The 21,402-nt window shown below is 53.4% G+C and carries 18 protein-coding genes and 3 pseudogenes; 4 read left to right on the top strand and 17 right to left on the bottom strand.

All coding sequences use genetic code 11. The annotated features are described in order from the left end of the window. The first annotated feature begins 48 nt into the window (after positions 1-48). Positions 49-2,226: an ATP-dependent DNA helicase DinG gene (gene dinG / locus HV157_RS06605; protein ID WP_025204630.1), complete on the top strand. Its 2,178-nt coding sequence runs from the start codon at positions 49-51 to the stop codon at positions 2,224-2,226. Here the strand turns inward: dinG and HV157_RS06600 are convergent. From HV157_RS06600 to HV157_RS06570, 7 genes and pseudogenes are all read right to left on the bottom strand, one after another. Then, positions 2,213-2,716, bottom strand: a complete 504-nt coding sequence (locus HV157_RS06600) for a fimbrial protein (RefSeq protein WP_025204629.1) — start codon at positions 2,714-2,716, stop codon at positions 2,213-2,215. The two genes, dinG and HV157_RS06600, sit on opposite strands and share 14 nt — an antisense overlap. A gap of 5 nt (positions 2,717-2,721) precedes the next feature. Further along, entirely contained in the window at positions 2,722-3,711 is a 990-nt protein-coding gene (locus HV157_RS06595; protein ID WP_044866821.1) for a fimbrial protein, read from the bottom strand. A gap of 22 nt (positions 3,712-3,733) precedes the next feature. Continuing rightward, positions 3,734-6,276: pseudogene (locus HV157_RS06590) on the bottom strand (fimbria/pilus outer membrane usher protein). A 26-nt stretch (positions 6,277-6,302) separates the two neighbouring features. After that, positions 6,303-6,977, bottom strand: coding sequence for a molecular chaperone (locus HV157_RS06585; RefSeq protein WP_032677726.1), 675 nt, complete (start codon positions 6,975-6,977; stop codon positions 6,303-6,305). A 68-nt stretch (positions 6,978-7,045) separates the two neighbouring features. Continuing rightward, positions 7,046-7,138: pseudogene (locus tag HV157_RS06580) on the bottom strand (type 1 fimbrial protein); the annotation flags it as partial. Between the two features lie 146 nt (positions 7,139-7,284). Then, positions 7,285-8,265, bottom strand: a complete 981-nt coding sequence (locus HV157_RS06575) for an IS5-like element IS5 family transposase (RefSeq protein ID WP_000019402.1) — start codon at positions 8,263-8,265, stop codon at positions 7,285-7,287. Between the two features lie 60 nt (positions 8,266-8,325). Beyond that, positions 8,326-8,499, bottom strand: a pseudogene (locus HV157_RS06570) (type 1 fimbrial protein); the annotation flags it as partial. 256 nt (positions 8,500-8,755) lie between these two features. Between HV157_RS06570 and ybiB the strand changes: the two are divergent. Continuing rightward, entirely contained in the window at positions 8,756-9,718 is a 963-nt protein-coding gene (ybiB, locus tag HV157_RS06565; protein ID WP_182268371.1) for a DNA-binding protein YbiB, read from the top strand. Between the two features lie 118 nt (positions 9,719-9,836). Here ybiB and ybiJ read toward each other — a convergent pair whose 3' ends face one another. The 3 genes from ybiJ to mcbA all read right to left on the bottom strand — a co-directional run bounded on the left by ybiJ (position 9,837) and on the right by mcbA (position 11,033). Then, positions 9,837-10,097 (bottom strand): DUF1471 family protein YbiJ, encoded by a 261-nt coding sequence (gene ybiJ / locus HV157_RS06560; RefSeq protein WP_020884917.1) that lies wholly within the window; start codon positions 10,095-10,097, stop codon positions 9,837-9,839. A gap of 285 nt (positions 10,098-10,382) precedes the next feature. Further along, entirely contained in the window at positions 10,383-10,649 is a 267-nt protein-coding gene (locus tag HV157_RS06555; RefSeq protein WP_014169247.1) for a DksA/TraR family C4-type zinc finger protein, read from the bottom strand. A gap of 117 nt (positions 10,650-10,766) precedes the next feature. Beyond that, positions 10,767-11,033, bottom strand: a complete 267-nt coding sequence (gene mcbA, locus HV157_RS06550; protein ID WP_032677729.1) for a DUF1471 family periplasmic protein McbA — start codon at positions 11,031-11,033, stop codon at positions 10,767-10,769. A gap of 243 nt (positions 11,034-11,276) precedes the next feature. Between mcbA and rlmF the strand changes: the two genes are divergently transcribed. Then, complete coding sequence (gene rlmF / locus HV157_RS06545) at positions 11,277-12,188, top strand: 23S rRNA (adenine(1618)-N(6))-methyltransferase RlmF (protein WP_044866819.1); 912 nt, start codon at positions 11,277-11,279, stop codon at positions 12,186-12,188. A 46-nt stretch (positions 12,189-12,234) separates the two neighbouring features. On the opposite strand, the gene ybiO is transcribed toward rlmF, so the two are convergent. The 6 genes from ybiO to rhtA form a co-directional block, all read right to left on the bottom strand. Beyond that, a complete protein-coding gene (ybiO, locus tag HV157_RS06540; RefSeq protein ID WP_047366371.1) occupies positions 12,235-14,445 on the bottom strand; it encodes a mechanosensitive channel protein in 2,211 nt (736 codons plus the stop codon). Positions 14,446-14,576: 131 nt separating this feature from the next. Next, positions 14,577-15,299: a glutamine ABC transporter ATP-binding protein GlnQ gene (glnQ, locus tag HV157_RS06535; RefSeq protein WP_014169252.1), complete on the bottom strand. Its 723-nt coding sequence runs from the start codon at positions 15,297-15,299 to the stop codon at positions 14,577-14,579. Beyond that, positions 15,296-15,955, bottom strand: coding sequence for a glutamine ABC transporter permease GlnP (glnP, locus tag HV157_RS06530; protein ID WP_014169254.1), 660 nt, complete (start codon positions 15,953-15,955; stop codon positions 15,296-15,298). The genes glnQ and glnP overlap by 4 nt, the downstream gene beginning before the upstream one ends. An 84-nt stretch (positions 15,956-16,039) precedes the next feature. Continuing rightward, positions 16,040-16,783, bottom strand: a complete 744-nt coding sequence (gene glnH / locus HV157_RS06525) for a glutamine ABC transporter substrate-binding protein GlnH (protein ID WP_014883108.1) — start codon at positions 16,781-16,783, stop codon at positions 16,040-16,042. A gap of 362 nt (positions 16,784-17,145) precedes the next feature. Continuing rightward, positions 17,146-17,649, bottom strand: coding sequence for a DNA starvation/stationary phase protection protein Dps (gene dps, locus HV157_RS06520; protein ID WP_010428924.1), 504 nt, complete (start codon positions 17,647-17,649; stop codon positions 17,146-17,148). A 299-nt stretch (positions 17,650-17,948) separates the two neighbouring features. Continuing rightward, entirely contained in the window at positions 17,949-18,836 is an 888-nt protein-coding gene (gene rhtA, locus HV157_RS06515; RefSeq protein ID WP_182268372.1) for a threonine/homoserine exporter RhtA, read from the bottom strand. Between the two features lie 354 nt (positions 18,837-19,190). On the opposite strand from rhtA, the gene ompX reads away from it, so the two are divergent. Further along, the gene (gene ompX / locus HV157_RS06510) at positions 19,191-19,709 is read left to right on the top strand and encodes an outer membrane protein OmpX (RefSeq protein ID WP_020884910.1); all 519 of its coding nucleotides are present in this window, start codon (positions 19,191-19,193) and stop codon (positions 19,707-19,709) included. Between the two features lie 96 nt (positions 19,710-19,805). Here the strand turns inward: ompX and HV157_RS06505 are convergent, their stop codons facing one another. Further along, positions 19,806-21,389: a phosphoethanolamine transferase gene (locus HV157_RS06505; RefSeq protein ID WP_025204621.1), complete on the bottom strand. Its 1,584-nt coding sequence runs from the start codon at positions 21,387-21,389 to the stop codon at positions 19,806-19,808. Between the last annotated feature and the right edge of the window lie 13 nt (positions 21,390-21,402).

Genomic DNA, 21,402 nt, shown 5'->3' with positions numbered 1-21,402 from the left:
AGAAAGTGCCACAATAGTGGCTGTTTATACAGTATTTCAGGTCCTCCGATGGCTTTAACCGCGGCGCTCAAAGCGCAAATTGGCGCCTGGTATAAGGCGCTACAACAGCAGATCCCCGATTTTATCCCCCGAGCGCCTCAGCGGCAGATGATTGCTGATGTGGCAAAAACGCTCTCCGGGGACGACGGACGACATCTGGCGATTGAAGCCCCGACGGGTGTCGGGAAAACCCTTTCGTATTTAATCCCGGGCATTGCCATCGCGCGGGAAGAGCAAAAAACGCTGGTGGTCAGCACCGCTAACGTGGCCCTGCAGGATCAAATCTTCAGCAAAGACCTGCCGTTGCTGCGCAAAATTATCCCCGAACTGCGATTTACAGCCGCCTTTGGCCGCGGGCGTTATGTGTGTCCGCGCAATCTCGCGGCTCTCGCCAGCAGTGAGCCCTCTCAGCAGGATCTGCTGGCCTTCCTGGATGATGAACTGACGCCGAACAACAAAGCAGAACAGGAGCAGTGCGCGAAGCTAAAAACCGAGCTCGACAGCTACAAGTGGGACGGCCTTCGCGATCACACCAGCCATGCCATTAGCGATGATTTGTGGCGCAGGCTCAGCACCGATAAAGCCAGTTGCCTTAACCGCAACTGCCACTACTATCGCGAGTGCCCGTTCTTTGTCGCACGGCGGGAGATTCAGGAAGCGGAGGTGGTTGTCGCTAACCACGCGCTGGTCATGGCCGCGCTGGAGAGTGAGGCCGTCCTGCCGGAGCCCAAAAACCTGCTGCTGGTGCTCGATGAAGGCCACCATTTGCCCGATGTGGCGCGGGATGCGCTGGAGATGAGCGCCGAAATCACCGCGCCGTGGTTCCGCCTGCAGCTGGATCTGTTCTGCAAGCTGGTGGCGACCTGTATGGAGCAGTTCCGCCCGAAAACCACGCCGCCGCTGGCGGTGCCCGAGCGGCTGAGCGAACATTGCGAAGCGGTCTACAGCCTTATTGCTTCCCTGAATAACATCCTCAATCTTTATCTCCCGGCGACCCAGGAAGCAGAGCATCGCTTTGCGATGGGAGAGCTGCCCGACGAGGTGATGGAGATCTGCCAGCAGCTGGCGAAGCACCTTGAAAAGCTGCGCGGGCTGGCGGAGATGTTCTTAAACGATCTCAGTGAGAAAACCGGTACCCACGACGTGGTGCGTTTGCACCGCATTCTGCTGCAGATGAACCGTGCGTTGGGCATGTTCGAAGCCCAGAGCAAGCTCTGGCGTCTGGCCTCGATGGCGCAGGCGTCCGGTGCGCCGGTCACCAAATGGGCAACCCGTGACGTGAAAGACGGACAGGCGCACCTGTTTTTCCACTGCGTGGGGATTCGTGTTGCCGATCAGCTGGAAAAGCTTATCTGGCGCAGCGTGCCGCACGTGGTAGTGACTTCCGCGACGTTGCGTTCCCTGAACAGTTTCTCCCGTTTACAGGAGATGAGCGGGCTGAAAGAGAAAGCCGGCGACCGTTTTGTGGCGCTGGACTCGCCGTTTAACCACTGTGAGCAGGGCAAGCTGGTCATTCCGCGCATGAAGTATGAGCCGCTTATCGACAACGAAGAACAGCACATTGCCGAAATGGCAGCGTATTTCCGCGAGCAGCTGGAGAGTGAAAAATATCCCGGCATGCTGGTCCTGTTTGCCAGTGGAAGGGCGATGCAGCGTTTTCTGGAGCACGTTACCGACCTGCGATTGCTGTTGCTGGTGCAGGGCGATCAGCCCCGCTACCGGCTGGTAGAGCTGCACCGCAAACGCATTGATAACGGGGAACGTAGCGTGCTGATCGGGCTGCAATCATTCGCGGAGGGGCTGGATCTGAAGGGGGATTACCTGACGCAGGTGCATATCCATAAAATCGCCTTCCCGCCCATCGACAGCCCGGTCGTCATCACCGAAGGTGAATGGCTCAAAAGCCTCAATCGCTATCCGTTCGAGGTCCAAAGCTTACCCGCGGCGTCGTTTAATCTGATTCAGCAGGTGGGGCGTCTGATCCGTAGCCACAGCTGCTGGGGAGAGGTGGTGATTTATGACAAACGTCTGCTCACCAAAAATTACGGCCAGCGGTTACTCAACGCTCTGCCGGTTTTTCCGATTGAACAGCCGGACGTGCCCGACGTTAAAAAACGTCCGGCAAAACCTGCCGCCGGGCGGCGTAAAAGCGTCCGTACGAAGGGGCGCGGTCCTACTGGTAAGTAAAGGTCACCTGGACCACGCTGTTAAACGTTCCGGCGGTGACGGGCAATGCGCTGGCATAATAGCGGGCAGCCAGAGGAAACGTTGCCGTGTGGTCCGCTGAGTTAACCGGAACGTTAAAGGCTGCCTGCGGGGCAATGAGTATATTGTCCTGGCGGTCTGCCAGTTCCAGAGCCAACCCTTTCGCACTGCCGATATTGGCGAATTTTGTCGGGTGCGTACTGTCGGCCTGACCATAGAAAAAGGCGGTCGCCAGCGCAAGTGTGGGAGGGCAATGTGAGACCGAGAGCGTAAAGTCTTTCCACGCGCCGGTATCGCCCACATTTTTAAAATCCCCTGATACCGCCTGGCCTAAATCCACCGTCAGGTTGCGGCTGGCGCTGTCAATAATGCAGGTGTTGGCGTAAATATTGCCTGTCATCTGGATCTGAATATCGTCCGCCTGTGCCCGGGCAATCAAGCCGAGAATCAGGATCGCAAGTGTCTTTTTCATGTTGGTCACTTATAAGCCAGAGTGATCGTCGCCACGGTATTGGCCGGCCCCGGTGTCACCACGTTGCTGACCTGTTCGTAACGAACCTCGAACGGTATTCGCAGGGTTTCGTTGGCGATGGCCTGGCTTCGGGTGCTGACATAGGTGTCAAAGGTGGCGAGATGGTCATCAAAGAGCATTCTCACGCCCACGCCGGTTGCCATGCCGTTCTGCTGAGTCAATTTGATCACCCCTTCGAATGCCGTTTCGTAGCCGTTTGCGCTGGTCACCTTTAGCTCAGGCTGGACGGTGCTGTCGCAATTAATCGTGACGTCAAAGTTTTGTGCAGGGCTGGATAGCAACCCGATACTGATAAAATCACTGACGGGAAAATCGCCCAGGTTCACGGTGAGATTTTTAGGCAGGACAGAGCAGGTAACCGTTTCGAGATTCACATTGCCCGCATAGGAAATCGTATTAGGATCGCTGATGCCTTCATGCTGATAAACCCCGACACCAAATTTAGACTCCGCCTGAGAAAGCGAACCTGATTTGACCGTATTGCTCGTTTTCACCAGTTCCAGCGTGACATTAAAGTTAAAGGCCTCAGAAATGTCGTTGGAGACATAGCCCAGCGGCGTGCCGCTTGAATTACAGTAAATTCCCCCGGCGCCGGTAATTCGCTGGCCTTTGTCATTCATCAGCGCTACGCCAATTCCTTCCAGCCCTGATTCATACACCCCAGAAAGACCGGGGATCTCCAGACCTGCGCCGTAATAGCACGCAACAATCGGAAGCCCGAAGTCAGAAGGGTTATAGCAGTTGCCCGCTACGTGAACGGTCTGCTCGGTGCCCGGAATGGTGGCACCTACCGGCAACGTGCTTGAGACGGATACGGAGGCCACATTAATCTGTTTTGGCAGATCGGAGGAGGTACAGAGCGCGTTAGCATGTGGCATAAATAACGCGGCGGTTCCCAGGACCAGGAAGAAAAAGCACTGTTTAATCATTTGCATAATGGTTTGCCTGAACGGTGAATCAGTGGCACTGCGCAGCAGCGTTAAGGATGTTGGTTTTCTCTGTCTCATCCGTAAGGACGTAGTCGGCCTCGCAGTGCTCGCTCGCATCCTGTCCCCAGGTGACGGCGAGATGCCCTTGCTTTGGCAGGCCGGAGAGATAGGTCTGGCCGTCATTGCCGACAATAAATTCGCTGTCCTTATCCTCCGTTGTTACCGTCGCACCGAAGGGCAGCGGTTTACCGTTGTGCGTCAGCGTCATCAGGACCCGGCTGCCCACGCGGGTATTAAAGCTGGCGCGCACCACGGCCCCGCGTGTCGGGGTAACAACGTACGCTGCGTGCGTCACGTCGGCCTCGTCGGGCAGGGTTTCGGTATCCAGCGCAATGGTATTGTGGCGATAAGGGGTAACAAACGGCACGACGGTATAGCCGCGGAAGTCGGTCTCAACGCCCGTCTGATTGGCGATATGGGTACCGTGTGTTCCCGGTGCTTTCACCAGCGCAATGGTCTCTCCGAGCGGCTGGCTCAGGGTTATCCCGTTGGCGTGCACGATCGCGCCACCCTGCAGCCCGACGTTTACGGTTTGCTGGATTTATCCTGGCTTACCCCGCCACTCACTTCGCCATAGGTCGCTTTATAATCGGCGTTCATGCTGGTGGAGTTTCCGCTACCGGTACTGCTCAGCCCCTCCTGAATATTCCAGTTCAGGTTGTCTCCCTTCAGCGCGGTACCGTTAAGGCCGATGTTCTGCGTCGTACCGTCTTTGGTGTTGTTGAGGTTGTAGGTGGCCCAGGTGTTATGCATCCAGCGATCCAGTGGAACGGAGACATTTAACGAGAACTGGTTGTCGTTCATCACATCGTCACCGTTCGCATCGCTGTCCTGGGTGTTTTTGTTCATGCTGTAGCTCAGGCTGTAGCTGACGCCGTGCCAGCTGTTGTTGTAGCTGACGCTCATGGAGGTCATATCCTGGCTCTGGCTCCAGTAGGTCTCTTTGACCAGGCTCAGGGTGACAGAGCCCCAGCCCGCGGGCAGCGTCTGGTCGACGGTGGCTTCCGTTCGGGCACGTCGCTGCTGCGGCGCAGACCCGTCGTCTGAACGGGTGTAAGACTCCATCGTGTCTTCCAGGGTGTAAAACCCTTTGCTGTTGTAGCGATAGCCCGCCAGGGAGAAGTGAGTGCCCGAGGCGACAAAATCTTTGCTGTAGCGAACGCGCCAGGAGCGGCCTTTGCTGGCCTGCTGCTTTTTCAGCAGCGCTTTGGCGCGGGTGACATCAAGGGAGAAAGCACCCAAATCGCCCAGGTTTTTCCCGACGCCCAGCGCCCGGGACTGATAATGGCGACTCTGCTGCGCACCACCGTAGGCGGTGAAACCCAATGGCATGCCGTAGATGGCGCTGCCCTCGGCAAACGGGGTTTGTTCGACGTCCTTGTCGTAAGACCGGTAACGCCCGGCGGTCACGCTGTAGCGGAGATTCTTTTCACGCTGCAGGACCGGGACCGAGGCGTAAGGCACGACAAAGTGACTTTCGCTGCCGTCGGTCTCTTTCACGGTGACCTGCAGATCGCCGCTGCTGCCGGTGGGATAGAGATCGTTAATTTCAAACGCACCGGGTGCAACCGTGTTCTGATAAATGACGTAACCGTTCTGACGAACCATCACCAGCGCATTGCTGTGGGCAGTGCCGCGAATAATCGGCGCATAGCCTTTTTCACTGTCCGGGAGCATGTCGGTATCGGATTTCAGCTCAACCCCGGTATAGGGCACGCTGTCGAAAACGTCCGACGGGGAGGTGCTTTGCCCGACGGTCATATCGCTTTTCATCGCCACGATATCGCGTTGAGCATAGGTGTAGACGGAGGAGAACCTGTGCTCTTCCTCGTTGCCCGTTGTGCTGCGATTCCACGTGGAATAATTGCGTATGCGCCAGGCCCCCACATTGAGGCCCGGGCGCAGGTTAACGTACTGGCTGCTGTTATCCTGCTCTCCCTGCACACGGGCATGGCTCTGGCTGGCGGTGGCGCTGTAGTTCAGCAGACCTGCGGTGATCCCTTCGTCGAACGTTTTCGGGTCGATATACCCGCGCGGGACCTGGCCCAGCGCCGTTTGTGGAATACTGAGCAACAGTTGCTGATGTCGAACCTGAAACGTTGCGGATGCCGCGGGAATGGCGCTTATATCGGCGCACTGGCCTTTAGCCATCAGCGCGGGATACTGCCGGGTTTTGATCCCAAGGTTTTTTAGCTCATCCAGGCTAAAGCAGGGTTGAAGAGAATGATTGCCCTGAGCGTCTTTTATTAATTTGAACGTGACATCACGGGTATCAATTTTATTATTGTTGATGAAAATGTTGACCTGATATTTCCCGGGGGCTTGTCCCGGTCCTTTTTCATAAACAGACAGGTCGGTTTTCCCCTGTTGAGGATTATCAATATCCAGTAATGCCGGGTTGAAATAATCATCAGCCATAACCTGCTGCGCAAAGATCGCCAGTGCCAGGCCACATAAAATGACCAGCATTGAAGAAAGGCGATGGATGAACGGCTTTTTATGGCTGTACATGATGATATTAATAGCCTGAGTGGGTGTTAATGAACGGATGCCGACCAGGTCTGGCTGATGCTGCCGTAATCAGTAATAATGGAGTAGGTGACGGTCGACCCGCTGGCATTATCGGGTAAGGCAAAGTGCGTTTCCGTTTTGGGGACTGCCCAGGTGGCTTTATCCACTTTATGGCCGTTAAGCATCACCGTCTGGAAATTCATATAGAAAGGCGTCGGGTTATTCACAACCAGGTCGTGACCTTCACGATGCCACTGAAGCTTGTCCGCCACAGCCTCGGGTTTGCCTGTTATTGCTGACGGGCGATACAACAATTTAATGCGTGTATTAATGGCAATCTGCAGGGTATTTACCCCTTCGACGTGCTTTGACGAGGGAATAGCTTTGATATTAAGCCAGTAAAGAGATTCACGATCCTCGGGCAAATTTCCGCCGGTGCGCACGACACGCAGGACGTTATCCTCTTTCGCATCGAGACGAAACAGCGGTGGGGTGATCAGGAAGGGGGCTTTAGCCGGGTTTTTACCGCCAGAATCAACCCAGGACTGTACCAGATAATCCGTGGCATCTGGGTTTGAAAGACCCAGAGACGACTCCTTTTTGTCGCCCTGATAGACCAGGCGTGTGCCATTAATAACGACACCGGCATGGGAAGTGGCGGCTACCAGTAAAAGAGCACTCAGTAAATAACCGTGGCGCATAAAGGTATCTCAATAAAAGAAGAGATATTAACTCTCAGAACAGAGCTAATATCTCAGGATGGATAATATCAGTTATAAATAACGGTGAAGGTCGACACGGCATTTGCCAGGCCTGCGGTGATTGCGGCCTGGGTCTGAATATAACGGGCTCCAAACTCCAGGGAAGGTGCGAATAAGTGGGGAAATTCTTCTCGGCTGACTCAGTCATTTCATTTCTTCATGTTTGAGCCGATTTTTTCTCCCGTAAATGCCTTGAATCAGCCTATTTAGACCGTTTCTTCGCCATTTAAGGCGTTATCCCCAGTTTTTAGTGAGATCTCTCCCACTGACGTATCATTTGGTCCGCCCGAAACAGGTTGGCCAGCGTGAATAACATCGCCAGTTGGTTATCGTTTTTCAGCAACCCCTTGTATCTGGCTTTCACGAAGCCGAACTGTCGCTTGATGATGCGAAATGGGTGCTCCACCTTGGCCCGGATGCTGGCTTTCATGTATTCGATGTTGATGGCCGTTTTGTTCTTGCGTGGATGCTGTTTCAAGGTTCTTACCTTGCCGGGGCGCTCGGCGATCAGCCAGTCCACATCCACCTCGGCCAGCTCCTCGCGCTGTGGCGCCCCTTGGTAGCCGGCATCGGCTGAGACAAATTGCTCCTCTCCATGCAGCAGATTACCCAGCTGATTGAGGTCATGCTCGTTGGCCGCGGTGGTGACTAGGCTGTGGGTCAGGCCACTCTTGGCATCGACACCAATGTGGGCCTTCATGCCAAAGTGCCACTGATTGCCTTTCTTGGTCTGATGCATCTCCGGATCGCGTTGCTGCTCTTTGTTCTTGGTCGAGCTGGGTGCCTCAATGATGGTGGCATCGACCAAGGTGCCTTGAGTCATCATGACGCCTGCTTCGGCCAGCCAGCGATTGATGGTCTTGAACAATTGGCGGGCCAGTTGATGCTGCTCCAGCAGGTGGCGGAAATTCATGATGGTGGTGCGGTCCGGCAAGGCGCTATCCAGGGATAACCGGGCAAACAGACGCATGGAGGCGATTTCGTACAGAGCATCTTCCATCGCGCCATCGCTCAGGTTGTACCAATGCTGCATGCAGTGAATGCGTAGCATGGTTTCCAGCGGATAAGGTCGCCGGCCATTACCAGCCTTGGGGTAAAACGGCTCGATGACTTCCACCATGTTTTGCCATGGCAGAATCTGCTCCATGCGGGACAAGAAAATCTCTTTTCTGGTCTGACGGCGCTTACTGCTGAATTCACTGTCGGCGAAGGTAAGTTGATGACTCATGATGAACCCTGTTCCATGGCTCCAGATGACAAACATGATCTCATATCAGGGACTTGTTCGCACCTTCCCTAACTGAACATTTAATGGATTACTTAACCCGTTCACTACCTGACAAGCAGAATCAATAATTTCACCGGTGAAGTTAATCTGACCTTCACCGTTTGTTGCCGCAAATGCGGATGCAGAACATCCTGCCGTTGCGGCGATAAATAAACCTATAGCAACCTTGTTCATAACAAATCCTGGTATGTTTCTGGTGAGAACGTTGCCTGGACGTTTTCACCGTTGACCTTAAATGATTTTCCGTTGGTTATTTAATCAGAAACGGGTGGGGTAAGAATCTTCAACGGCAATCACAAATAATTGAAATAGTGCTTGAGTTTCTTTTTTCGTCATAAAAACAGAAGGATGATCCGGTTCAAAAACACTAACGGCCAGACGTTCTTCAGGGCTATATTGTTAACAAGATGAAGCTGTCAGGAGAGATGTCGTGGATTATCGCAAAATTATCAAAGAGGTAGGACGAGGGAAAAATCATGCCCGCGATCTGGACCATGAAACCGCTCGTGCGCTCTATACGCATATGCTCAACGGTGACGTACCCGACCTTGAAATGGGCGGTATCCTGATAGCGCTGCGTATCAAAGGAGAAGGCGAAGCGGAGATGCGTGGCTTCTACGAAGCAATGCAGGCGCAGACCCTGCGCTTAAACGCGCCAGTGGCAAAACCGATGCCGATTGTGATCCCGAGCTACAACGGGGCACGCAAGCAGGCCAACCTGACGCCGCTGCTCGCTATTTTATTGCACAAGCTGGGCTTCCCGGTGGTGGTGCATGGCGTAAGCGAAGATCCAACCCGCGTGCTGACCGAAACGATTTTCGGCATGCTGGGTATCGAACCCACACGGCATGCCGGCCAGGCACAGGCGAAGCTTGATGGCCATCAGCCGGTTTATATCCCTGTCGGAGCACTCTGCCCCCCGCTGGAGAAGCAGCTTGATATGCGCTGGCGCATGGGCGTGCGTAACAGCGCGCATACGCTGGCGAAACTGGCTACGCCGTTTGGCGAAGACGCGGCTCTGCGTCTTTCCAGCGTCTCTCACCCGGAGTACGTGACGCGAGTGGGGAAATTCTTTGAAGACATAGGCGGCAGGGCCTTGTTGATGCACGGCACGGAAGGCGAGGTGTATGCTAACCCGCAGCGCTGCCCACAGATGATGCTGATTGATTCCGCTGGCATGCGCGCCATTCTCGAGCGAGGGGAAGAGCGTTCCGACGCGATCCTGCCTGACGCAAAAGATCCGCATACCACCGCCCACTGGATTGAGCAGTGCCTGGCCGGAAAGGTTCCGGTACCGCACGCGATCAAGCTGCAGATGGCCTGTTGCCTGCTGGCGACCGGTGAAGTTGAATCCGTAGAGGCAGGGATGGAACGCGTCGGGAAGACGTTTTAAGCCCAAAAAAAAAAAGCCCGTCCAGTGGCGGACGGGCAAGCAAGGGTAACAACAACAGGGTCAATGAGGGTTGGAGCAGCTCACCAGAGGGTATGGCGAGGGTGGAGCATTCAGTCAATTACTTATAGATAACCGCAGTACCGCTCAGTTTGTTATTGGTGTTCGCGGAGGTGATGGTGTATCCGCTTGCACCGGCAGCAGCAGCTTTCTCAGCCAGTTTCGCTTCCAGACCGTCCAGAGTGGTCGCGCCTTCAGCACTTACCACACCGAGTTTGTTCATGCTCTGCGCCTGAGATGGAGACACAGGTTCTGCAGCAAAAGCGCCGAAAGACAGAGCGGACAGGGCAACAGCAGCAACAGCATATTTGATGGTTTTCATAATTAATCTCTCGCAGGTGATTCTGTTAAGGGGACGATGTTCCGTCGATGTGATAAGTATCACGTTTTTTTATGCGAGAGAAAATCGAAGAGAATTGACGTGGTTGCTCAAAAAAATTGAATGACAAATAACTTATTGAATATTAATAAATTCAGAGGACGACTTTACACTTCTTGTAGCTGCGCTTTACAGAAGCGACGAGAAGGGCACATTTTGCTACGCGGTTCGCAAAAAACCGTGAGCGTAAAGGTAACCGCCTGCGCCGTTAACTTCGGTAAAGGAAAGTCAACGTAGCTGGCTGTCTTTCGATCCTCTGCGATTATATCCTGAGTGCGCGCTATTTTTCGAATCTTTCTCCTGCTGGCAGGCGATGCATAACCGTACGCCTGGTATGGCTTTGCGCCGCGCTTCTGGGATCACTTCTCCACACTCTTCACATTCATAGAGACTTTCACCGCGCGGAATTTCACCGCGAGCGCGCGCAACCGCATCTTCAATTGTACTGTTGATTTGTTCGTTAACGGCGTCATCATTCGCCCAACCGGAAGCCATGGTTTACTCCTGGGATCTGTTAAGCCCTGTTTTTACTATGGGGTGAAAAAACGTGCAGTCAAGGCAGAGAGGAACTGCATCTGTCAGGCAGATGCAGTTTGTTTATAGAAAGAGACGTTATTTATAAATGGTCGCCGTGCCATACATATGGTTATCCCCGCCCGCGGCGTTAACCACGAAACCTTTAGCCCCTTCCTGGCGGGCTTTTTCGGCGAGTTTATTCTGGAGATCGTCAAGGTTACTTGCGCGGCTTACCGAGACGGTGCCCGCAGGCTTGAGCTGGCTGGTATCTGTATTGTCGGTCAATGACTGTACCGCCATGGCAGAGAATGACGCGGTAGCCAGTGCACCCGCGAGAACAACAAGGGTCAGGTATTTTTTCATAATCACATCCTCATGAGGAAACAACAGGTGATTCCCTTTAAGTTTAGAAGCCTGGCGAGTGTGATTTAGCGCAAAAATTTGATGATGATCTGCTTATTTTTTGAACGATATAAACTGACGTTTTACTGACAGATCATAGACATAAAGGTGTTTGATTTATGACGGGTTTTTGAGCGTCGCAGAGAAATATTTACCGTTGAGCCTGCAAAGGGTATCTTACGCCGCTGTTTAAAGGAGAAAGCCATGACTTCCCAAAAGCCGGGATTGCACCCACGAAATCGCCATCGTAACCGCTATGACATGAATGCGTTATGTCAGAGCTGTCCTTCGCTGCAGGACTACATTGTGCAGACACCTGCCGGTGAACCTTCGGTCAACTTTGCCGATCCGCAGGCGGTTAAAATGCTCAATAAAGCCCTGCTGGCACACTATTACGGTGTGGCGCACTGGGATATTCCGGAAGGCTTTCTCTGCCCACCCGTGCCGGGGCGGGCCGATTATCTCCACCATCTTGCCGATCTTCTCGCTGGCGATCGCAACGGTGTCATCCCTGAGCAAGCATCCGTGCTTGATATCGGTACCGGGGCGAATCTGATTTATCCGTTGATTGGCGTTCATGAATATCACTGGCGCTTTACCGGCAGTGAAATCGGTAATGAGGCGTTTTCCAGCGCACAGGCGATTATCAACGCCAACCCTGGGTTAAGCCGGTCTGTCCGCTTGCGTCGGCAGAAAGATGCCGCATCGATCTTCAACGGGATTATCCACAAGAACGAAAGCTACGATGCCACCCTGTGTAACCCACCGTTCCATGACTCCGCGGCCACCGCCCGTGCGGGCAGCGAGCGCAAACGCCGCAATCTCGGTCAGGCGGAAGATGCCGCGCTGAACTTTGGGGGGCAGCAACAGGAACTGTGGTGCGAGGGGGGAGAAGTGGCATTCATCCTGCGAATGATTGAGGAAAGTAAAGTATTTGGCCGTCAGGTTAAATGGTTCACGACGCTGGTATCCCGTGGGGATAACCTGCCCCCCCTGTACCGTGCACTGACCGACGTGGGCGCCGTTAACGTGGTGAAAAAAGAGATGGCGCAAGGCCAGAAGCAGAGCCGCTTTATCGCCTGGTCATTTATGGACGCTAACAAGCGCAGTAAATAACCCACAGGCAGGCCGGGTAAGGCGACGCCGTTACCCGGTCCCCACGCTATAAGGTGGGCTCCTGTGGCGGTGTGGGGGACGCCGGTGAGGGTAATACCTGGTAGGTCTGCACCGGCATCCGCACCGCGGCCAGGTCAAAGTGTTTTTTCACCATACTGTCGAGCGCAAAGCGCACCGTCCACTGCTTCAGTGGCTGCGTGGTGAACGACACGCGCAGGGTAAATGCCGTGTTCGTCAGGCCGACAATACCGGCAAACGACGGCTCTCCAATCACCAGCCCGCGAATATCCTCCATCGCCATCATCTCTTCCACGGCGTCCCGTAGCGCCTGTTTCGCTTTATCTGCATCTTCATGACGGTCAACGTCGTAGTTGGCCACTACCGAGCCAATGCCTCGGACAAAGTTAGCGAAAGTGGTTATCGATGACCATGGAATTATGTGGTACGCCCCGGTGTCCTGGCGCACGCCGACGGAACGAATGGACATGCGCTCTACCGTGCCGGTTAACGGCCCAATCGTGACCAGATCCCCGGTGTTCATCCCGTTCTCAAACTGGATAAAGACGCCGGTGATTATATCCTTCACCAGGGTTTGCGAACCAAAGGAGATAGCCAGCCCCAGCGCGCCGGCACCTGCCAGCAGTGGCGCGATGTTCACGCCGATTTCCGAGAGCACAATCATGATGGTAATGGTGCTGATAATAACCGCCAGCGCATTGCGAAACAGCGTCAGCAGGGTGCGGGCACGGGCGCTGGGCAGGGGGCGGCCGTGAATGTCGGAGACCAGACGGTTCTCGATAAGGCTCGCCAGCAACGTCCAGCCAACCGCAGAGAAGAAGAGGATCAGCGCGATGCGAATTAAAATATCGACGGTCTTTTCGCCCGCGCCGTTGTGCAGCCAGTTCCAGAAGTCAAACAATCCCCATGCGTTAAGCAACAGCATAATCGCCACGCAGACGGTGAGAATGCGCGCCACTTTCAGTGATACCGAGATCCAGCCGTTGACCCTTTTTTGCAGTTCCGGATAACTGCGCTGCACCTGTGGCGAGAGGGTGAAGGTTTTCGATAGCCAGCGCGACAGCAGGCCAGAGACAAATGCCGCAATGCCAATGATGGCCAGGCTCTTGAACGTCGCCCCCATCATAAATTTCAGGCTGTTGCCCGGGTCGAACAGCGAGAAGAAGCACAACACGATAAAGTAGGCGCTCGCCAGCCAGTGCCACACCAGCGCGAAGGCGCGGATAAAGAGACTGAAAAACGACAGGGAACGATCGGCCAGATGCAGCAAGCTTTGGGTAATGGTCTTTTTGTTATGGAAGATAAGGTACAACGCCCAGACGGTAATGCAGATCATAATCAGCACATTCGCCAGGGCGCCAAACTGCACGTTGACCTGGTTGGAGATGATCGGCACGGCAACCAGCAGACCGTAACCAATCAATCCACTGAGCACGCTGAGGCGCAGCGCCCAGTATCTGGCGCTCTCATCCCGAATCGAGAAGGGACGAAGATCCGGTACGTGCGGGCAAAATATCAAACGCAGCAGCGCCTTAAAGAACTCAATCAGCGCAAAGGCGTTAAGGAAGAGCGCCTGCTGGAAAGCGATGGTTTTATTGCCGGCGTTAAGCCTGTCGGCCAGGACCTGGCCCATAAACAGCGTCAGCGCCAGCAGCAGTAAATCGATGATAAACGCCGACGCTATCATCAGCGGCAGGTGTAACCAGCTGCTTTTCTGCTGGTTCTTCTTGCGCCCCCATTGCCCCATCTTACGGTAGAGCGGCCATGCGCACAGGCGTACCAGCCAGTAAAACAGAAATACAGCGCCCGCCAGCATCAAAAACTGCGTGGCGGCTGTCGTAAACGTATGGGGATTAAACGGTTTATGGGGCGAACCAATCAGGTTGCGATAGAGCTGGGCAAAGCGCGAGGAGAGCTCGCTTCCATAGTGACGGCTCACGTCGGTGACATTTTCCAGCACCGTTTTTTGTTCTTCCACTTGCGGAGGGGTAATTGTCGGCACCGGTTCCTGCGGTGGCGTGGCGGCGACTTTTCGCAATTGTCCGATTAACTCCTGCCGGGAGGTATCGTTTTCAAGCACATCGGCAAGGGCACTGTAGGCGGCTTTTTTCTGTTCAACATCCGGCTCTGGGGGCGGTGTCGTTTGCTGTGTGGCGGTCGTGCCGGTGGTGACGCCGGGGATGGAAACGGCGAACGATGGCGCACAAAACAGGCTAAGCAACAGCAAGATCCACGGCACGGCATCCTCCGGTGAAAATAATGAACAAAAAGATAAGTATAGAGGGCGAGGCGCGCGGGAGGATTTTTGGGAACAATCTGGCGTAAAAAAGCCGGGCATGCCCGGCTCAGAATGGCGTAACTGAAGCGCTATCAGGAGACGTGCTGCAGGAACTCCTGCAGGCGCTGGCTCGGTGGATTAGCGATCAGCGCTTGTGGGTTACCGTCTTCAGCGATACGGCCCTTATCAATAAAGATCAGGCGGGAAGCCACTTTCTCAGCAAAGCCGATTTCGTGGGTCACGATGACCATTGTCATCCCTTCTTCAGCCAGATCCTGCATGACTTTCAGCACTTCGTGACGCAGTTCCGGGTCAAGCGCCGAGGTTGGCTCATCGAACAACATCATCTTCGGTTTTACCGCCAGTGCGCGGGCGATAGCCACACGCTGCTGCTGTCCACCGGACAACTCAGAAGGGTAGTGATGAGCACGTTCCGCGAGGCCGACTTTAGCCAGCAGATCTTTAGCCAGCGTTTCCGCAGCCGCTTTGCTGGCACCACGTACGCGCAGTGGACCAAACATTACGTTTTCCAGCGCCGTCAGGTGCGGGAACAGGTAGAACTGCTGGAACACCATGCCGGCTTCCTGACGAATCAGACGGTCGTCGACTTTCGGGTCATTCACCTTCAGGCCATCGACAATCAGATCGCCGCTGGTGATCTCTTCCAGCTTGTTGATGCAGCGCAGCAGAGTCGATTTACCGGAACCGGATGGCCCGATAATTACCACCACTTCACCCTGTTTGATGTTCAGATCGATATTGTGCAGCACCTGGGTTGGGCCAAAGTGCTTGGAAACGTTTTTAAATTCAATCACAGGATTTTCATCCTTCTTTCAAGACGACGCAGAACGAAACTCAGAACCAGAGTGATGATCAGGTAGACAACGGCTACCGCACTCCAGATTTCCAGCGCACGGAAGTTGCCCGCAATGATCTCCTGGCCCTGACGGGTCAGCTCAGCAACGCCGATAACGATGAACAGCGACGTATCCTTAATACTGATGATCCACTGGTTCCCCAGCGGTGGCAGCATGCGGCGCAGGGCCAACGGCAGAATGACGTGGCGGATAGTTTCGCGACGAGAAAGGCCTAACGCCAGACCCGCTTCACTGAAACCTTTATGAATCGACAGGACCGCACCACGGGTAATTTCCGCGATATAGGCACCTGAGTTGATCATAATGGTCACGACAGCGGCGCTGAACGGGTCAATGCGCAGGTCGGTGAAAGCCATTGGCAGGGCGAAGTAGATGAACATGACCTGAACGACAATTGGGGTGCCGCGGATCACTTCGATGAAAACCAGTGCGATGTGGTTTGCAATCCAGCCGCCGTAGGTGCGGGCGAAACCGGCGACAAGACCGATAATCAACCCACCAACCAGACCGAGGACCGAAATCCACAGGGTCATTTTAGCGCCTTCAAGCAAGATAGGAATGGCAGGCCAGATGGCGCTCCAGTCAAACTGCATGATAGTTTCCTGTTACTGTTACCGTGTTTCTAAAATAGCAGGGGCGAAAGGTCGCCCCCGAGTGAACGTCATTTTTAAGAATTATTATTTAGGCTCGGTACCGAACCATTTTTTATAGATTTCGTTGTAGGTGCCGTTCTCTTTCAGGGTTTTCAGCGCGCCGTTAACTTTCGTACGCAGGTCGTCGCTGCCTTTCGGGAACGCAATACCGTACTGCTGGGCTTCCAGAGAATCACCGACGGCTTTGAACTTGCCGTTGCCCGCCGTTTTGATGAAGTACAGGATGTTAGGGGTATCGTGCAGCACTGCGTCAGCACGGTTGGTACCCAGCTCCATGTAGGCGTTATCGATGTTCGGGAACTGACGCAGGTCTTTGGTTTTGATGTTTGCTTTCGCGTAATCAACAGAACCGGTACCGCCTTTCACCGCGACGACTTTACCGTCGAGGTCTTTCACGCTTTTTACGTCGTTATTATCGGCTTTCACCATCACCAGCAGGCCGCTTTTGTAGTAGCCGTCAGAGAAGTCGATCGCTTTTTTACGTTCTTCAGTAATGGTGATACCGGCCAGGGCCAGATCAACGTTTTTCGTTTGCAGTGCCGGGATGATGCCGCTGAAGTCCATTGGCTTCAGGGTGTAATCCAGTTTGAGTTCTTTTGCGATAGCAGCCCACAGATCAACATCAAAGCCAACGTACTTATCACCCTGTTTGAATTCAAACGGAACGAACGCCGTGTCGGTCGCCACAACCAGTTTGTCGGCAGCCTGGGAAGAGACCGCAAAAGCCAGGGTAAGTGCAGCCAGTGAAACTTTTAATACAGACTTCATAGCATTTCCTTTTATATCCACGGGGCGATCCCCTGCGAGAACGAGTGGCACAATGAAAAAATCGTGCCAACTTTACAAGCTGTTGTTTTACAAAGGGGATGATGTCATGCATTGCACAGAAAACGGGGCAATGAACTTTTATTGCACCAAAGTGGAGCACCGTTTTGGTGCGCATCATTTGGCTCAACTGACGAAGCGTTATTTAGCGTAAATTCTGACGAAAAAACAATCTTCCGTTAACGGTTGTGTGAGGTGATTATTACAATTTTTTCACTTTTGCAGCGTCTCAGGCCAAAAACGTGCACCATAGATGTGCAAAACCCTCACCGGAGGGCGAGGGTTGTATAGGAAATTCTTATGAATTATTCGATGTTGGACTCAATGAACCACAGGAACTGATCCAGGTCGCGGGAAGCGGCGGTGAAGATATCGGCTGTATCTTCGTCTTTCGCTTCGCCGATAGCTTTACGCACATCATTAGCCACTATCGCGTAGCGGTCTGCCAGCTCTTTCAGGTGATCCTGAACGGTATGGATATCCAGCGGATAACTTTTCAGTGGCGTCTTACTGTTAATCACCTGCGTGGTACCCAGTGCCACACCGCCTAACTGTACGGCACGTTCGGCCATGGTATCGAGGTGGGTAACCAGTGCTGTGCGGAAGCCATCCAGCATTTCATGAACGGCAATAAAGTTTGCACCGCGCATATTCCAGTGGGCCTGTTTGGTGATCAGCGAAAGATCGATGAACTGGATCACCTGGCGATTCAGCAACTCAATGGTCGCTTTTTTGTCGCTATCCGATACATCGTTACGGGTATAAAGCAGATTAGACGCTTTCGTTTTCACCAGTTTAGCGGTACTCATAATCTCATATCCTCTTGATGTTTGTGTCCCAGGTAATTGCGGGATTAAGTATAGCACCGGATTTTTTCCCTGCGGGGAGGCTCTGCCTATCAGTTTAATAGTGAGAAGGACGTTGTGTTTGCAATGGTATGAAATTAAAGGGATTATTTAAAATTGATGCAGATCAATCCTAATTCAGGAAAACGTTATCGACAGCGGGGAAATATTTCACGAAGAGTGCAAAGTATGTAAAAAAATATTTTAAACGGGAAACTGGCCTTTATTCTGCATGGCTATAAAGCCACGCAGAATATAGAGCGCTAATTGAGGTCAATTTTCTCAACTTTAGGTTCCGGGCGCATCGTCAGCGTTGAGCCCATTGAGGCGGCGATAATCGAACACAGGGCCAGCGTCTGGGTGAAGGTCAGGGTTTCCCCGAGGAAGACCATCCCTGACAGGGCGGCGAGCGCGGGCTCCATGCTCATTAGCGTGCCGAAAATGCGCGTCGGCAGGCGCGTAAGGGCTATCATCTCTAAAGAGTAGGGGAGTGCTGTGGAAAGAATGGCGACCGCCAGCCCGATGGGCATGACTGACCATTGCCAGATGGACTCGGTGGCCTGAGCCATACCCACCGGCACAAAGATGATAGCGGCAATCAATGAACCGATTGCCACCGTCGCCGGGCCATGCTCTTCCCCGGCGCGCTGTCCGGTCACTATATAGATAGCCCAGCAGGCACCCGCCCCCAGAGCCAGCGCCGCGCCCGTGAGATCGATCTCTGAGACGCTTTGACCCAGCGGCAGCAGGAACCACAGGCCAAGAACGGCTAGAATTACCCAGATAAAGTCAACGGGACGACGGGACGAGAAAAGCGCTACCGCCAGCGGGCCAGTAAACTCCAGTGCCACGGCAATCCCCAACGGAATTGTCTGGATGGAGAGATAGAACATGTAGTTCATCGCTCCCAGGGACAGCCCGTAAAAAAGCAGCGGTAAGCGTTGTTCTTTTTTAAAGCGTAAACGCCAGGGTTTGAAAATCACCACCAGGATCGCGGTTCCGAGGGCAATACGCAGGGCCGTGACCCCAGGCGCACCGACCAGCGGAAAGAGGGATTTAGCCAGCGAGGCACCGCTTTGAATGGACAACATGGCGATGAGTATGACGACAACCGGCAACCAGACCGACGACGAGCGGAATAACCCAGGCATCCTTTCTCCTGTCAACTTATGTCAAATGAAGTAAAGGTTGCAGTGTAAAGGAAATAAGCTGCAACGGTTGAGAGACCGTTGAAAAAAAAACGTGTAAATTCCGTAAAATGGTTAAGCGCTGGTGGATTTATCGCCTGTCAGATTAGGAATAATCTGGATGAATGTAACGGCGCAGGCGCGCAGTATGAGCGTTTTATAGCGAAAATTGTATGTGATTTGAATGAGATAGCTGACGCTGGAAACGTTCTGTTACAGGAAAGGTTCTGTTAGACATCACGAATCACAAAGAGTTTCGCAAATTTTTTTGATATATTTAAAACTTACGGACTTACTTGAAGCACATTTGAGGTGGTTATGAAAAAAATTGCATGTCTTTCAGCACTGGCCGCTGTACTGGCTGTTTCCGCAGGTACCGCTGTAGCTGCTACTTCTACTGTAACCGGTGGTTACGCTCAGAGCGATATGCAGGGCGTGATGAACAAAGCTAACGGTTTCAACCTGAAGTATCGTTACGAGCAGGATAACAACCCACTGGGCGTGATCGGTTCTTTCACCTACACCGAGAAAGATCGTTCTGAAAACGGCGCATACAACAAAGGCCAGTACTACGGCATCACCGCTGGTCCAGCTTACCGTCTGAACGACTGGGCAAGCATCTACGGTGTTGTAGGTGTTGGCTACGGTAAATTCCAGCAGACCGAAAACCAGGGTCTGAACCGCACTGCAAGCAACAGCGACTACGGCTTCTCCTATGGCGCGGGTCTGCAGTTCAACCCAATCCAGGACGTCGCTCTGGACTTCTCTTATGAGCAGAGCCGTATCCGCAACGTTGACGTTGGCACCTGGATCGCGGGCGTAGGTTACCGCTTCTAATCACTTCGGTGAGCCAGTAAAAAATCCGCCCAATGTGGCGGATTTTTTTTTACGTTAATCCCTCGCCTTGCATGAGAGGGTAGCAGATTGCCCGGATTATTTACTCTTAATATCGAAGATATCGGTTCCCAGATGGTTATAGTCAACTTTCTGTAACTTGAAGTTGGTAATGTAAACTGGGGGAGCCTTCTTGTTAGAGACAAACGGGTACGCATTTTTTATCTGCTGTGCCGAAATCCCCGTCCACTGCGAGAAGAAGGTCAGGAAATCATTGGCCGAACGCCGCGCTTTAATAATGCGATGCGTTTTATCATCACTCGACACAACCATAAACGGTACCTGGAAGTTCTGCTGGAACTTATCGTCGTGCGCCAGATACTGCACCTCTTTACCGCGCTCTTTAAACGCCAGCCCGTGATCCGAGAAGTAGACCATCGAGAAACTGTCACCCGTATTGCGCAACTGATCGTACAGCTTGCTGAGCAGGTCGTCGGTTTGCGTCATGGTGTAGAGATAGCATGAGGTCTCTTTGGACTGCACAAACTCTGCGTATTTACCGCCGGTCCGATCGCAGGCCTGCGGGTGAGACCCCATCAGGTGCAGAACAATCAGCTGCGGCTGGGTACGCGGAGAGGCAAAGACCTGCGCCGTCATTTTCAGCAACGCTTCATCTTTCGTGTTCTTGTCCGCTTCAAAATCACCGTTCTTCAGGAACTGCACTTCGTCGGCGCGTCTGGCGATACTGGCAATGGCCGTATCGTATTCGCCAATTTGTCCCTGATTGGAGAACCACCAGGTCTGGAAACCTGCGCGGTTCGCCAGGGTAACAAAGTTATCCTGAAACTGGGGTTTGTCATCGACCACCCGGTTCAGCGTCAGGCCGAGAGATTTCTGCGTTGAGCCGCTGGCCGCAACATAATCGGTAAACAGGGTGCCTTTGACCGAACTGGCGAACGGTGTGTTGTCCCAGTGTCCGCCAAATGCTCCCATGGCGTCGCGACGTGCACTTTCACCAATCACCACCACATAGGTGTGATATTTGGGCTTCACGGCCAGCACGTTCCAGGTGTCTTTCATATTTGAAAGCTCAGCCATACGTGCCTGTTCGTCGAGCACCTCTTTATTGTTAACGACGACGTCTTTCACAAAACGGAACACCGGATAGCCGGTATCCTTCAGCTTGAACACCCCACCCCAGGCCAGGTTTTGTACTGGTGCGACAAAGAATGCCACCACGCTAAACGCCAGGCACAGGTGCTCAATTTTTCCCCACGTTTTTTTCTCTTCCGCTTTACGGCGAACGGCTATCACGCCAAGGGCAAAGATAAAGAGGCCGACCACATAGCTGTACCAGGGGAAGATCGTCAGGATCTCTGTTGACTCTTCCATATTGGTCGAGTGCAGCGCCAGCAGGGTATTAAAGTTCGGCGAGCCGTAAGCCTGACCAAACGGGAAATAGAGTGCAGCGACCAGAGAACAGATTCCGACTAACGTTTTTTGCGCGCGCGGAGCCGTTCGCCACAGCACATGCAATATGCAGGTAAAGGCCACGGCATAGAGCAGGCTAAAGGGATAGCCCAGCGCAAAGTTAATCAGTAATGACTGCAAAAAGTAAAATCCCGTCCACGGGCTTAAGGCCCGGCTACGGGTAACAACGGTGTCTATCAGGGTTAAATTCATAGGTCACTATCAT

This window comes from Enterobacter sp. RHBSTW-00318, assembly GCF_014101375.1.
Taxonomy (GTDB): Bacteria; Pseudomonadota; Gammaproteobacteria; order Enterobacterales; family Enterobacteriaceae; genus Enterobacter; species Enterobacter ludwigii.
The sequence above is the reverse complement of the archived record's forward strand: the minus strand, read 5'-3'. Positions and strand labels throughout refer to the sequence as shown.